Below are 14,420 nucleotides of genomic sequence, written 5' to 3' on the forward strand. Positions count from 1 at the left end.
AGTAAGGAGAGTTCAATGGAATTGGGGGCAGTACATGATTAAGGCGGAATAAGCGAAGAGGATCAAGACGGCTATGAGTATAACCTTCCCGTAATCGAGATTCTGGAGCCTTCTTTCAAGCCAATCTGGTTTTTGGGTTTCTTCATTCATCTTATCTGGATTTTGGATTTATAATCAAAGGAACTGAGGATATTATAGTATAAATTAATATTTTTGTCAATACTAGAAGAGAAAGAAAAAACCGGAAAAAGTTCTTTTGTGGGCCCGCTTTCTTTAAAAACCTAGCGGGTGCAAAATATTTTTTCCGGCTTTCTGAGCCTGACCATCATTTTTTAAGATCACCTGCCGCGCTAGCGATTTAAGCGGTTTTACCAGGGAAAACCAATCGTCTTAGGGGAAAAGGACTAATTTCTTCTTTTATGGAAGAGGCTCATTTTCCGGTTTGTCTAGATGACGAAATAACCGGGTTTGTGAAGAGCAAGATGTCAATTGCCTCATCAGGACTAAACCTTCACGAAGCTATTTAAATCTTATCTTCCTTATAAAAATTTGTCAATCATATGCCAGATAAAAGTTTAGTAACTCCCTTTGCCCATCAGGTCTATAGCGCTTGCCGTAAGGTGCCCAAGGGCCGGGTTGTGACCTATAAAGGTTTGGCTATCCTTTTGGGCAAGCCCGGGGCTAGTCGAGCGGTCGGCAATGCTTTGCATCGGAATCCTTATGCGCCCGAGGTTCCTTGCCATCGAGTAATCAGAAGTAATGGCCAGGTTGGCGGCTTTGCTGGAGGAAAGGCGCGGAAGCTTAGGCTGTTAAGGGAAGAGGGGATTGTTATTAAAGATGGCCGGATAGATCTGAAGAAGTATCTGTATAATTTCAAGCCGACAAAAAATCTCCCGTAAGGGGAGATTCTTGTAACTTCGCCAAGCGGCTTTTTGATTGAACTTTGACTATTATATCTTAGCAAATAATATGATAATAGTCAATCTGTATTATATAAATTAAAGCGCGCGTGTGGACCCGCGGGGAGTTGAACCCCGGAGTTGGAATGTCAAAGTCCAATTTGCCACCTGGCCGGGCCCACGCTAAATTATTTTAACATAAGCCACTTAACCGGGGATTAAACGAAGGCTAAAATAAACATAAGAATACCTATGCCAAAAGGCAACAATCATTCTAACTTATTAAAGTCTCAATTAAAGACGATTCCTCTGAAACCGGGTGTCTATTTTTGGCTGGACAAGAAGGGGCGAGTCCTCTATGTCGGCCGAGCTACTAAGCTGCGGCAGAGGCTAAGCCAATATTTTTCAAACAGAGTTGAGGCGCGGATTCAGGAGATGGTGGCCCAGGCGGTTAAGATAAGATATGAAGTGACTGAGAATGTTCTAGAAGCGATTATTTTAGAGGCTAAGAATATCAAGAAGTATTGGCCGAAGTATAATGTGGTTGACCGCGATGACCGTTCTTTTATTTATATCGTTATCCCGAAGGATGACTATCCTCGTCCCTTAATCGTCCGCGGACGGGATTTGCGTAAATTTTCCTTGACCAGCGCTAAGGTTTTCGGACCCTACCAATCTTTCCATTTAGTGCAGAGCGCTCTCCGCTTAATCCGCCGCGTTTTCCCTTATAGCACTTGCCGCCCACTGAGCGGTCGTGCTTGCTTTGATTATCAGATCGGCCTCTGCCCAGGCGCCTGCCTAGGTACGATTAGCTCGCCTGCCTACCGCAAGAATATTAGGAATCTCGAGTTATTTTTAGCTGGTGATAAAAAAACTTTAGTTAAGAGACTAATGAAAGACAATCCTGATAAACTCCGGGCCCTTCAGCATATTCAGGACGTCTCTTTGCTGGGTCGGGAGGAGAATCTGGAAGAAGCTAAGTTAAGCCGGATCGAAGGCTATGATATCAGCCACCATGCCGGTCGCGAAACCTACGCCTCCTTAGTGGTCTTTGAAAATGGCCAGGCTAATCCCAATGAATACCGTTTGTTTAAAATCAAGAAAGCGGCCGCTGGTGATGATGAGCGGGCCCTCTTGGAAGCCCTAGAGAGGCGTTTTAACCATCCGGGGTGGCCTTCACCGGATATGATAATGATTGATGGCGGTAGTCCTCAGATCAGTTTCCTTTCCAGGCACTTAGCTAAATATAATCTTAAAGCGCCTTTGGTTGGTATTTCTAAATTCGGTGGTGATCGCTTGGTCTTTGCGACCGGGACTAAACAGAGCGTTAAGGAGTTAGCGACCAACCTGAAGCCGACGCTGTTAAAACTCCGCGAAGAGGCTCATCGTTTTGCTAATTACGGCCGGACCAGGCGGAAGCTTCGTTAATTAAAAAACCCTCATTTTTTAGAGGGTTTAAAGCAGTCGAGGCATAATGTCTGGACCAATACGTGATTCCTTAGTCTTGATGATTATGAAATCTGGAGATAAACCAGCTTCTTGGAAGGCTTTGGCTTCAGTCAGGGTCAGACAAACAGCGATGAAATTAAATCCCAGCTCTTTAGCGGCTTGGTAATCAGCTAGATTAGAGCTGAGTAAGACGACTTTCCCTGGGAAATAAGCTTGCTGGTCGATTAAGGCAATTTTTTGCAAGTGGGTGGCAAATTCTCCCAAAGCTTCACTTGCCTCCTTTTTTTCTTTAAGCCAGAAGAATAGATTGAGGTTAAGACGTAGCTTATGGGCCTTGCTTTCTATCTGGCCAGTCTGGCCATAGAGTCCGATGACATAGCCCGCCTGGCGCAATTGGAAGAAATCCGAATCGCTCAGCGGCTGATAGGCCGAATTTTGGAAAAGTCGGCTATCCACGGAAAAGATTAGGATTCTGTCCATTTTTAAGGTTTTTTTGAAAGAAAGTTTATTAGAATATTATTAAAATCATAGCAAAAATCGGAGGTATTGACAATATTTTAGGAAATGATAAGATATAGGCAATCAAATACTACCACAGACAGCCAGCTTTCCAGGTTTCCTGGATATAAGACTTGCCGAGGTAAAACCTTTCTAGGCTTTTATTGTCGTCTGTGGAAACACAGATTTTTTATTTATAATCAATTCAAAATAATATGCCTAAATCAAAAATCCAAAAGCAAGAGATTTTACGGACTCTGGTTGAGAAGATCAAACAATCGAAGTCTATCGTTTTTACCAATTTTAACGCTCTAGGAGTGAAAGAAAATGAGGATCTCAGAGCTAAGCTCCGGGAAGAGAACGGCGAATATTATGTCGCCAAAAAAACCTTGATGGAATTAGCTTTCAAGGATCAGAAAGTCGAAGGTCTTAAGATCAGGGGCCTGGAAGGCAAGGTAGCGGCCATCTTCTCCTATGCTGATGAAGTGGCTCCAGCTAAAGTAGTTTTCAACTTCAAGAAAGATAAGGAAGGGAAGATAGTTTTCTTGGGTGGAGTCTTAAATGATAAATTTTTAAATCAGAATGAGGTCGAGGCTCTAGCTAAGCTTCCCAGCAAATTGGAATTACAAGCCAAACTTGTTGGTTCCTTGAATGCTCCGGTTAGTGGTTTCGTTAACGTTTTAGCCGGCAATCTAAGAAGCCTGGTAACCGTCTTAAAAGCGATCGAAGAGAAAAAAGCTTAATTATAAATATAATAATAAGATAGCGTTTAGCCTTATCAAAGACTGCTCGCATCAATAAAATTATGTCAGAAGAAAAAAAACAAGTTGAAGTTCCAGCCAAATTCGAGAAGCTGGTTAAGGAAATCGAAACCATGAGCGTTTTGGATTTAGCGGAATTAGTTAAGATCTTAGAAGAAAAGTTTGGCGTCTCTGCCGCCGCTCCAGCCATGATGATGGCTGGTCCAGCTGGAGCTGCCGCTGAAGCTGCTCCAGAAAAAGACAGCTTTGACATCGAAATCACTGACGGCGGCGCTAATAAGATTGCTGTCATCAAGGTGGTTCGCGAATTGACTGAGATGGGCTTAAAGGAAGCCAAGGATCTCGTTGATGCCGCTCCGAAAATGGTAAAAGAAGGCGTCAAGAAAGAAGAAGCAGAGAAGATTAAAGCTAAATTAGAAGAAGCAGGCGCTAAGGTTACTTTGAAATAAGCTTAAAAAGCTAAATAACAAGAAACCGTCTATTAGGCGGTTTTTTGTTATATTAGGTAAATATACTTTATTGACTCTTTTAAGTAATTATGTTAATATAAGTTATTATTGTCCTTTGACAATCAATGGAGCTTTTGCCGGCTCTTTAAACCTGCTGTTAAAACAGTTAGGAGGTCTATCTGTCCGATTGGCCTAAGGTAGCTATTTTGTCCCAATCAAATACCGTAAAAAATGAAAAAGTTCATGAAAAGTCTTTGGGTCAGGATTTTCCAGACCTTGGTTTTTGTTTTGTCGTTCGGCTCTTTCTCCTTCAAGAAAAGAGGCCGGGTCCAGCGCTATCAATACTTAAGCACTCTGTGTTTGCTGCTTTGGGCGTTTATTGCCACGGTTGATGTTTATTTGGTAGTACGTTACTTCCAAGTCGGCAGCTATCTGCCCGTATTAATCGCGGTCATTCCTAGCATAATCATATCTATGCTGATCGGGAAATTATTCGCTCGGCATTTAGAAAGTCTCGATGACAACTTTGGCATGGAAGCCACCTTTATCATCGGGTTTTATTTGGTCTTTTATATCTTGATCGTGCTCTTCGGAGTTTACCTGCTCTTAGCTGAGCTAACTGGGTTTTTCCCTTGGTGCAGCTGGTTCTTTAGCAACTATTGGTTGGAGTCCTTGCTGATTATTCCCCTGTTTCTGATTTATCGTTCCCGCTTCTATCTGAGTGTCCTCTTGCGGCCGCTTGGGAGCTTAAAGCGGGTAGCCAGAATCATGGAAAAAATCGCTAAACAAGAAAATCAGCGTCGCCTGGATTTCTTTTACTGGCGACTGAGCAAAAGTCGTAATCTGCTGTTTATATCAATGGTTCTGTCTGATTTGATCCTAAACAAGTATCACGAGAAGCTGGGCCGCGACTATCGCCTTTTCAGGCGTTTTTCCGTCCTGCTTATAAATGCCGGACCGGATGAGCGCGACTCGATCAGACCTATCTTTATCACGACTGGCAGTTATAGCCAGACCACGGCTAAATTGCTGGCTTGTTTGCGCAATCTTATGAAAGAAGGCAGCGTTGAACGCAAGTTGGAAGTCCCAGCTATTTTGGAGATCGTGCTTAATTTCCTGGGTGCGCCGAAAGAAGCCAAAGATCATGATATGCTTAGAGGTTTTTTACCTTTCCGTGATTTCATAAACAGCCGGGTATTTGCTGAATACGTAGCCATCGAAGAATTCACCCAAAAAGAGGCGGCTAAATTAGCCCGGGAAAAACTGGCTAAACTTTTACGCGATATGAATAATGGGGATGTGGAGTCCTTCCTTTTCTTCTATAGCAAATATGGCATTAATCTCTTAGGTATCCACCGGGAAGAGACTTATAATTTCTTCGAATGCGTGTTTTCGGATTTAAGCAATGAACCCACGACTCTGTTCCATTATTCCCGGGAAAAGCGCCAAGCTTTCTGGGGTCCGAATCTCGATCTTTTTTTTATGGCCTGCCGGGAATTATATCGTTCTAGCCATGATGACGCATTGCTCGCTTGGATTAAAAGGGCCTGTAAAGCTCTCTTGACCCACATGGAATCATTTGCCGCTTCAGCCGTGAATCCGGCCAGCATCACCCGCTTATGTAAAAACAAAAGGGATGAGCTAAATTTCCTTTAGCCATCCTTAATCGTACTTTTTATAACAGAAAAGCTGCTTTCAAAAGAAGGCAGCTTTTTTCTTTGTCGTTGTTAGTAGTTAAGTTTAAGGGAATAGACGCTACTCCCATCTAGAATATAGGCTAGCTTTTCCGTTTCATTGATCTGGATATCTTTAAGTGAGTCAAAGGCTGAAAGGTCGAATTGGGCCAGGAAGGCACCGGCTTTAGGTCCGTCTTTCACGTCGTTCTTAGCGAAGACGGCTAAGCGTTTAGACGCCAGTTCGAAGACATAGAAATATTTGCTGCCGCTGATCAATTTAGAAGCTTGGGTCAGCGGGGGAATGATGCTTGAGGTATTTAAGTCCTGTCTTTTACCGCGATAGAGCTTAGTAATACTGCCGTCTTTTTTTAGGACATAGATTGTGCCGTCGATGGTGAAAGTAGTGCCATCTTTCAGATCAACTTGCTCTTTCAGCCAAGGAGTCGGACTAGAGAAGGTGTCGCCTTTCAGGTTTAGGCGATATATCTGGCTGCTATCAGCGCTGAGGATGTAAAGGCCGCTATTATAGAGGCGATAGTCGCTGAGAGCGCTGTTTAAGCCTTCGATCTTTAGGATCTGGCCTGTCTTGGTTTTCAGGTCGACTTTCATCAATTGCTTGTCGTCTAAATAATAAATATTGCCATCTGCTTCGCTCGGGTGGCTTAAGTTGGAACTGTTAGCTAAGCCGATAGTGGCCTGAGTCTTATTTTTCAAATCAAAACTATAAACGTTGTGGTTCTTATTGTCCGCCAGATATAATTGGCCATTTAAGAAAAAGAGATTGTCAATCGCCGCCTCCGGCTTGATATCGGAGGCTTTAAGGATTTCTTGGCCACGATCGGTTTTTGTCAGGTGTTGCACCCTCTCTGCTACAGCCGTGACTTTAGCTTCTAATAGTTTATATTTTTCTTTCTCTTTCTTGCTTTTCTGCGGGAAACTCTTGAGCAATTCTTGGAGGTTGATAAGCACCAGTTTAGCGCCTTCTTCGTTGTTATATAAGAGATATGAGTCAACCTGGCTCTGCTTGTCTTCGATCTGCGCTACCAAGTCGTCGAAGGCTTTCTGTTGCGCCTGGTAATGGTTATTAATCTTAGTGTAGGCCAGGCTGGCTATTAAGATGAGGATAAAGGCACCGAGGATGATCAAGAGGCCGCGCCGGTTCCGATTGAGCCCGCTAAAAGCATTTTTTATATTCTTTCCCAGTTGTTGGATGAAGCTCCCGGAAAATATCAGGACGAAATTTTGCAAGGCATTCTTGATCGGCGGCCAGATAGAAATGGTCTGGCGCCGGCCGAAGATTTTTTCTTTGATAATGAAGGATTCACGCGGCGCCGGGCTGTCTTTGGCTTTTAAAGGCAGGGCCGGCATCGGCGTTCTTTCTGATCGGACTTCTTGGCGGCTGATTTCCCGGCTTGACTGGGGTCGTTCAGGTTTTTTCGGCCAGAGATTCCGGATGATCTTGCCTAAGCTGCGGCTGGTTTTCTTGAGATTGATGATCCCGGCCGGGCTTAGCATCTTTTCCGTCTTTTCTTCGGTATAGTTCAGACTGGATATGGAGGATTGGGCTGAGACGTTCTTTTCATAGATTTCGCTTTCCAAATCCTGGCCGAAGGAATTCTTGATGATGATGCCCAAGAAAGGGACATAGGAGTTGATTTGGGCTAAAGTATTTTTGATCTGCTCCGCGGCTACAATCGGCGGTAGCTTAGTGACAATAGTCGTCAGTTCTTTAGGGGAGAGATATTCCGGTAAAGCTTCATTAGTGAAGACGAAATAGGAATTAGCGGGGATTTCGCCGCTCACGACCGAGGAAAAGAATTTGGGTTCATGGACTAGACCACCCGCCTTATTGGCTCCGTTTTCTTCTTCACTGCCGGATTCGACATTAGTGACAGCGAATCTGTCTTGGCGCGGATAGATCAGTAGGGACTTGTTTTTGCCTAGGTTGGAAAAGTATAGCTTGTTTTCATAAACTACTCCGACCACTAGATTGGCTGAATATTGGGAGATTTTTATTTTCTCTTCGTTGATAAAATCGACCAGGCTCTTGTTAGTTTTAGTCAAGACCGATTCGAAGATGTTCTCGACTTTGATCGTTTCTACTTTTTGCCTCAAGAGGATCTTTTCGTCGCCATAATAATCAGCATTGATAGTATTAACCAAAAAAGCCAGGATTTTCTCCGATTCTACCCGGCGACCTTTTATCTCCGCTAAGACGAAAAGACGACCAGCCAGGCTTTCTTTAAGGGCGTCCGGTTGAGCGATGAAGACGCGGTTAATCGTATTAGGAGTCTTGCCGGCGTTCAGGATGAGAGAGGCGATTTTATAATGCATAAATAAACAATAGCCAAGCTATTTATTGGTTTGACTGATTAACGCCTATATTATACTATAAAGACATAAATAAATAAATATGTTGAATAAGTTATTCGGTTCAGAATTAAGAGCGCGCGTTTTAGAAAAGATCCTAGCGGCGCCCGAAAAAAAATATTATCTACGTGCCTTAAGCCGGGAGCTGAAAGTGACGCCGGCCGCCCTGCAAAAAGAATTAGATAATTTAGAAAAATTAGGTTTGGTCGCATCCGGCCTAGATACGGAAATATCTGACCCGAAGAACAAGGAAAAGAAGTTTTTCATCCTAAAGCGAAATTTTCTATTATTCGATGAGCTTCAAGCCCTTTTCGCTAAGGCGCAATTATTCTTTGTCCAAGAGTTCCTGGGCCGCTTAGAGAAGCTGACTAACTTGAAGTATTTTGTCTTGACCGGCCGTTTTAGCGGTAATCCATTATCTAAAACCGACTTACTGATCGTGAGCCGTATCAAGCATGATAAGTTCTTGCCGATTTTAAATGACTTAGAGAAGAAAATCGGACAGGAAGTTAATTTCACCTTGATGGACGAAACTGAATTCTATTATCGCCGCGATATCATGGATATTTTTCTCTATTCAATACTAAATAACCGCAAGATCGTAATGGTGGACAACCTGGAGCCGCGTAAGGGGATAATTAAGGGCTAATATGGCTAAATCTAGGTCACCAATCATTAAATGGTTTAAACGTATACTGTGGCTTTTTTTAATATTAGTAGCCCTATCGATATTGTTGCTCAGCAGTTCGATTAATCAGTTTAAAAACTTCTATCGCCACACCCTCTCGGCGAAAGCTGGGCTAGAAACCGCTTTGCAAGCTCTGGAATCTAAGAATCTAGAGTCGGCCGGGGCTTCAGCTCAGAAGGCGGAGGCGGAATTTAAAGCCGCCTTATTAGAGCTAGACTCTACCCGTGATAATTTTTTGATTAAGAATCTGTATTTTTTCCGAGGCCAGATAGACGACTTAGCCGCTTTGGACCAGGCCGGTTTGTCTTTAAGCCAAGCCTTTAGTCGCGGCCTTAACATCGTCAGGCCCTTCCAAAGCGCCTTGGTTGATAATCAAGGCAAGAAATTTTTTGAATTTCCCGGGAGCGATAAAGCTCTAATTTTGCAGTCGATCAAGGATTCAGAGGCGGAATTTTCTAAACTGCAGGCCGATTTAGATACGGCCGCGGCCAATCTGGAAAGTATCCCTAAATTCAGCATCCTCTATCCCGTTCACAAACAGATTGATGATCTTAGGATCAAGGTTGAGGCTGGGCGCGAGCTTCTATTGGCTTTACGTCCTTGGCTGAGGCTAGCTCCGGTTATAGCCGGTTATCCTGAGCCGAGCCGTTTTCTTTTGCTTCTACAGAACACCGATGAGCTTAGGCCGACCGGCGGCTTCTTGGGTACTTATGGGATCTTGGAGTTGAGTGGCGGAGAAATTAAGACTTTAGTGACCGAGGATACATATCATCTTGATATGCCGGTGAAGGATACGCTCACGACCACGCCGCCCTTGGTCCTTAAAACCTATCTCAAGGTGGATAAATGGTTCCTGCGTGATTCCAACTGGTCGCCTGATTGGCCAACCGCGGCTAAAGATATCCAGTTTGTCTATAGGGAAGAGTTGAACCTTTTGAAACAGGCTGATTCTGGTTTTAGCGGCGTTATCGGGATTACGCCCGACTTAATCTCCGATTTGATCAGATTGACCGGACCGATCAGCGTCAAGGGCCAGGAATATAACCAGGATAATTTTCAGAAATTACTTCAATATAATGTCGAGGTTGCCTATAAGGACGATAATATATCCTCTTGGGACCGAAAAGAAATAATTAATGATATTATCAAAGAACTTAAAGATAGATTGATGGCTCTGCCGCTTAGTCGCGTTCAGGACCTGGTTCTATTACTGGAAAGGAATCTGGAGCAGAAGAATGTCCTGGTCTATTTCAATAATCCCGTCTATCAAGATCAGATTAATGACCTGAGTTGGGCGGGCAGGGTTAAGAAGAGCGCCGGTGATTATTTAATGGTTGTAGACGCTAATCTGGCCGCCTTTAAAAGCGATGCCGTAATGGTTAAGAGTATTGACTATGCCCTCAAAGCCAGGGATGAATATGAAGCTAAGCTTAAACTCCACTATCGCCATACTGGTGGCTTTGATTGGCGGACGACCAGATACCGCAGTTATACCAGGGTCTATGTTCCCAATGGGAGCCAGATAGTTAGTATTAAGGGAGAAGAGCCCGGGACGCTGAATGTCTACTATGACCCCGCCCTTGATAAGAATGTCTTTGCTTTTTTCTTAGTGGTTGAACCGGGCAAGGAAAAGACGATCGAAATAGATTATAAACTTTCAGATCAACTAAAGAAAGAAATGAACGCCGATAATTATTCACTCCTAGTGCAAAAGCAACCAGGGCGGAGAACTAGCCAATTAACGGTTGGTTTAGATTTTAAGAACAGGGTCAATAGATATACTAGCGACTTATTGACAGATAAGGTTTTTCAGCTGAAGCTCGAAGAATAGCTCGGTATAGTTGCTAATATTACTTAAATTAACTGATTGACATAATCGCTTAATTTGTTATTATATTTACGTAGCTTAACAATTTAATATTATTCCCGGGTAGCGCAGCGGTAGCGCAGTTGGCTGTTAACCAATTGGTCGTCGGTTCGAATCCGACCCCGGGAGCCAACGTAGATTAAGCGAGGTTAAAGCCTCGCTTTTTCTTTTATTTTCGCCAAAATATGTCGGTTCGAACCTAGCGATTTCAGCGTTAAATTTTTCAACGTTATTTCTGAGTGGAATAAGCCAATTATGATAAGAAATGCTAATGTTTTTGCCAATTATTCTTTGGTTCGAACCTAACTTCTTAATGATGTTATTTCGTGTTTCTTTGTCTCCTTTATCAAACTCCTTTCGAGCTTGAGCACAGAAAATAAAATTTTCTTTGGTAAGCTCTATTAGTTCTGCCTTGCTTGGTTTTGTTTTAATTTCATTTTGGCTTAAAGCTTCAATCTCAGCTTTTAATTTAGTCCGTTCGACTAAATAATCAGCATCATCAAGCATCTTTTTCATTCTCATGCTATTAAGCTCAGATAACTGATCTTCTAAATCTTTAACCTTCTTTTCTCTATCCAGTTTAACCGGCTTTTCTGTTTCAAATTCCTCTTTCATATTTTTCTCTAAATAATCTAAGGCTAAGCTTAAAAACTGGGGATGCATTTCCAGTTTTTTAAGGTCGCTTTTAACTTGTTTTTCTAATTCTTCTTCTTGAATAGAACCTTCTCGACAGCCAGTTTCTTTTCGTTTATGCGTACAATGGTAATAGTGATAAGTTTTAACTTCATTAGCTTCTAAAATATATTTTCTTTTGCGTTCAGCGGTAATAGCACAACCACAAAAACCACAGGTAAAAGCGCCAGAATACATAAAGTCTAACTTTTTAACATTTCTTTTATTACCCCTTAAGCCTAATAACTCTTGAATCCGATTATAATCTTCAAGACTAATTATCGGCTTATGTTTGCCCGGGCTTTCTTTACCGTTATAAGTGATTATGCCGCAATAAAATGAGCTAGTTAACATTTTATACCAGGTGCTTCTAGATAATGAATTGCCCCCAGTTTTAGCTTTTGCCCTAGTCTTATAACCCCAATCATTATTTAGCTTATTTAATACCTCTTGAGCAGTATAATTACCAGTTAAAAAGAGCTTAAAAGCCTCTTTAAGAAGCGGTGCACGCTTCTTGTCGGTAATTAGTGTCCGTTGACCTTTCTCGAGCCTCATATCGTTTAAATAGCCCTCAGGAGCTTGTCCTGGAAGCCAACCGAGAGAGACTTTCTTCTCTAAACCACGCTTTACATCCTTGCCTAATTTAGAAGAGAAATATTGAGACTGACTGAGAGCTAATTGGAGCATCATTATGCCTTCCGGGGAATTATCAAAATTATATGATCCGAATTTTAAATCTTTAATAATCCCGGTACGGACTAAATAGGTAATAGTTGAAGCATCTATTTCATTTCTTGATAATCTATCAGGATGCCAGGCAATAATGCCGTGCGCTTCACCTTTCCTTATTCTTTTTATCATCTCAGCGAAAACCGGCCGATTGTATGGCGAAAAAGCGCTATGCTTTTCTTCCATAACTGCAACAATTTCTAAGCCGCTAAAAAACTCTTTAACTTTATCCATTTGACTTTCAATGGATAAAGCCTGTCTTTCATCGCCTTCAGTTGATTTGCGGACATAGGCAAAATATTTAATTGGATTTTCGCTCGTCATATATGTATTTTTAGATAACAAAAAGGGACGGTCCTGAGCATCCAACTAAATATTGCCAAAAGCAATACTCGTCAGCAGAACCATCCCTTTTTGGGGGCGAGTATAAAAAAAGCTTTTGGGCTGTGTTATTTAGTTGGATGCTACTTATATATTACTACATTTTAAATTTTTTTCAAGTTTCTATAATATTGATTGTGCTGCGATTTTGTCATCGGCTTATAAGTCTGTTCCACTAGCCATAATAAATCAGCTGCCTGTTTGTAGGCCTCTTCGTCGCTTATTTCGATTTTAAAGATCTTCTGATAAAGCTTCTTGAATTCCTTCATGAAGCTGGGCGTAATTTCCATACTAGAACGGGAACTATGTTTATTTTTCAAAGGTAAAGTTAGAAACCGTATAAACGATATTGAATTTTTCCTAACCAATCAGAACGGTATGATTTTTCAAATAACGGCGGAATATTGCCAATAGCATTTGTGATAAATTCTTTTACTTCTTTAAAGACGGTAATAATAATTGGTTGCTCAAGGTTTTTTGAGGCTAATATTTTTCTCATTCCAAAATAGCGAATATCAAACAAATTTTTACTGACATATTTTGAAACGTAAAGCCCTAAATGATTAACGTGTTTAATTCTATTTATTTTTATAAATCCATTTTGCCAAATAGCTTTTAATTCATCAGAAGCCATTTCAAAATTAACTAATAAATGATAATGAACGGCTCCGCCATTTGGTTTTGGTCTACCATAGTAATCGTTATCAGATTGAAATTCAGGAATAGCGATATATTTTAAATTTGGCCTTTTTCTCTTTAGTCTTTTAATAAACTTCTTAAATATCGGATTAGCTTCAACTAGACTGGGAACATCAGAATCAAAGGTTAGGGTGATAAATACTTTTAAATCAGGATTAGCGTTTATTAAACGCACAATTCTTGATCTAGTCCGGCGCAAGGAAAAATCTCTCATTACCTCAACTTGAAAAGCCTTGTTAGCGCACTCTTTAATCTGCTTCATTATTTCTTCTTTTGTGCGACGTTTGGCGGCTTTTTTCTTCCTCTTCTTTTGGCCAACATGAATAGGCGTCTCGTATTGATAGAGCTCCACTTTCTTCCCGGATATTATTAACTTGTTCTGATAGGTGGTCATCTTTGAGGAGGAAATACAATTCTTCAACAACAGAAGTGTATTCTTCTTGATATGAGTTAAGTTTTCGAACTAAAAGCTCGAAATCGGTGGTTGAATCGGTTTTTATTCTTCTAGTAATTCCAAATCTTAAAGTTTTAATTCTTTCTCGAAGCCAAATAATGTAATCAAATTCTCTTTTAATGTTTTTATATATCATATATTTATCAAATATTCGTAGTGACGGCCCGGTGTGTGCGTATGGTCAAGTTAATTATATTAGGGAGGGGGCCGGGCCTCATTTCTAGTCTTAAGTCTCATTTACCGGCTGCGGTTTTTCTTTTTTGGCTCCCCCAAGGGGATGCCGCCAAAAAAGAAAAAAACTGCAGCAGCCGGTCGTAGTTTTAAATTTTAAAGGGAGTTGATTGTCTATCTGTGGCTTCTCATTTTAACGTCAGCTTATCGCCTATCAAGGTAGTAGCAAGTCTCCACTTTGACTGTCGCAAGCAATCAGACGTTGTCTCATTTCGTGCCGATAGATAATCTAAGGCGACGTTATCCGGCAATTTAAAAATCAGTCGCTACATTTAATTTTATGACTATATCAGTCAAATCAAATTGGACAGGTTCAGAGAGCACCTCTGATCTTGTTAGAAAACAGATTGCCGAGAGATGGGGCGAAGATGAAGCTAAACGTTATAATCCGTTTGTTAATTGCTTCACTTTTAAAGGTTGGCTTAAGAACGGTTATGTCGTCCGTAAGGATGAAAAAGCTATTCGGTCTTTCATTATCGTTGAAAAGAAAGACAAGAAAACCGGAGCGGTAGTTGAAAGACGACCGAAAACGATTTACCTTTTCTACGAGAAACAGGTTGAAGCGCAAGCTTAATAAATTTAGGAGTTAATCCTTCG

General features: G+C 41.5%; 14 protein-coding genes and 1 tRNA gene. 9 read left to right on the forward strand and 6 right to left on the reverse strand.

All coding sequences use genetic code 11. From position 1 onward, the window contains the following. Positions 1 to 12: 12 nt before the first annotated feature. Positions 13 to 150, reverse strand: a complete 138-nt coding sequence (locus WC441_01675) for a hypothetical protein (protein MFA5163217.1) — start codon at positions 148 to 150, stop codon at positions 13 to 15. A gap of 410 nt (positions 151 to 560) precedes the next feature. Between WC441_01675 and WC441_01680 the strand changes: the two genes are divergently transcribed. Together WC441_01680 and WC441_01685 are read left to right on the forward strand one after the other, a co-directional pair. Next, entirely contained in the window at positions 561 to 899 is a 339-nt protein-coding gene (locus tag WC441_01680; protein MFA5163218.1) for an MGMT family protein, read from the forward strand. 252 nt (positions 900 to 1,151) lie between these two features. Then, entirely contained in the window at positions 1,152 to 2,327 is a 1,176-nt protein-coding gene (locus WC441_01685) for a GIY-YIG nuclease family protein (GenBank protein MFA5163219.1), read from the forward strand. Between the two features lie 27 nt (positions 2,328 to 2,354). On the opposite strand, the gene WC441_01690 is transcribed toward WC441_01685, so the two are convergent. Beyond that, positions 2,355 to 2,828, reverse strand: a complete 474-nt coding sequence (locus WC441_01690) for a hypothetical protein (GenBank protein MFA5163220.1) — start codon at positions 2,826 to 2,828, stop codon at positions 2,355 to 2,357. A gap of 233 nt (positions 2,829 to 3,061) precedes the next feature. Between WC441_01690 and rplJ the strand changes: the two genes are divergently transcribed. The 3 genes from rplJ (at position 3,062) to WC441_01705 (ending at position 5,712) form a co-directional block, all read left to right on the forward strand. Then, positions 3,062 to 3,589, forward strand: coding sequence for a 50S ribosomal protein L10 (gene rplJ, locus WC441_01695; GenBank protein MFA5163221.1), 528 nt, complete (start codon positions 3,062 to 3,064; stop codon positions 3,587 to 3,589). Between the two features lie 62 nt (positions 3,590 to 3,651). Beyond that, entirely contained in the window at positions 3,652 to 4,056 is a 405-nt protein-coding gene (gene rplL / locus WC441_01700; GenBank protein ID MFA5163222.1) for a 50S ribosomal protein L7/L12, read from the forward strand. Positions 4,057 to 4,299: 243 nt separating this feature from the next. Then, on the forward strand, positions 4,300 to 5,712 hold the full coding sequence (locus WC441_01705) for a hypothetical protein (GenBank protein ID MFA5163223.1): 1,413 nt from the start codon (positions 4,300 to 4,302) through the stop codon (positions 5,710 to 5,712). A gap of 71 nt (positions 5,713 to 5,783) precedes the next feature. Here the strand turns inward: WC441_01705 and WC441_01710 are convergent, their stop codons facing one another. After that, the gene (locus WC441_01710) at positions 5,784 to 8,066 is read right to left on the reverse strand and encodes a hypothetical protein (protein MFA5163224.1); all 2,283 of its coding nucleotides are present in this window, start codon (positions 8,064 to 8,066) and stop codon (positions 5,784 to 5,786) included. 79 nt (positions 8,067 to 8,145) lie between these two features. On the opposite strand from WC441_01710, the gene WC441_01715 reads away from it, so the two are divergent. From WC441_01715 to WC441_01725, 3 genes are all read left to right on the forward strand, one after another. Beyond that, positions 8,146 to 8,751 (forward strand): hypothetical protein, encoded by a 606-nt coding sequence (locus tag WC441_01715; protein ID MFA5163225.1) that lies wholly within the window; start codon positions 8,146 to 8,148, stop codon positions 8,749 to 8,751. A 1-nt stretch (position 8,752) separates the two neighbouring features. Beyond that, positions 8,753 to 10,621, forward strand: a complete 1,869-nt coding sequence (locus WC441_01720) for a DUF4012 domain-containing protein (protein ID MFA5163226.1) — start codon at positions 8,753 to 8,755, stop codon at positions 10,619 to 10,621. 93 nt (positions 10,622 to 10,714) lie between these two features. After that, positions 10,715 to 10,789 (forward strand) — tRNA-Asn (locus WC441_01725). A 1,754-nt stretch (positions 10,790 to 12,543) separates the two neighbouring features. Here WC441_01725 and WC441_01730 read toward each other — a convergent pair. The 3 genes from WC441_01730 to WC441_01740 are packed head-to-tail and all read right to left on the reverse strand — an operon-like array spanning position 12,544 to position 13,728. Then, positions 12,544 to 12,759 (reverse strand): hypothetical protein, encoded by a 216-nt coding sequence (locus WC441_01730; GenBank protein MFA5163227.1) that lies wholly within the window; start codon positions 12,757 to 12,759, stop codon positions 12,544 to 12,546. 8 nt (positions 12,760 to 12,767) lie between these two features. Beyond that, complete coding sequence (locus tag WC441_01735; protein MFA5163228.1) at positions 12,768 to 13,400, reverse strand: hypothetical protein; 633 nt, start codon at positions 13,398 to 13,400, stop codon at positions 12,768 to 12,770. Next, positions 13,387 to 13,728 carry a hypothetical protein gene (locus tag WC441_01740; protein MFA5163229.1) on the reverse strand — a complete coding sequence of 114 codons (342 nt, stop codon included), beginning with the start codon at positions 13,726 to 13,728 and terminating at the stop codon, positions 13,387 to 13,389. Before WC441_01740 ends, WC441_01735 begins: the two co-directional genes overlap by 14 nt. Positions 13,729 to 14,103: 375 nt before the next feature. Between WC441_01740 and WC441_01745 the strand changes: the two genes are divergently transcribed. Continuing rightward, on the forward strand, positions 14,104 to 14,397 hold the full coding sequence (locus WC441_01745) for a hypothetical protein (GenBank protein MFA5163230.1): 294 nt from the start codon (positions 14,104 to 14,106) through the stop codon (positions 14,395 to 14,397). Positions 14,398 to 14,420: the final 23 nt, after the last annotated feature.

It is taken from the genome of Patescibacteria group bacterium (assembly GCA_041651355.1).
Lineage (GTDB): Bacteria > Patescibacteriota > Patescibacteriia > Patescibacteriales > UBA12465 > JAPLVX01.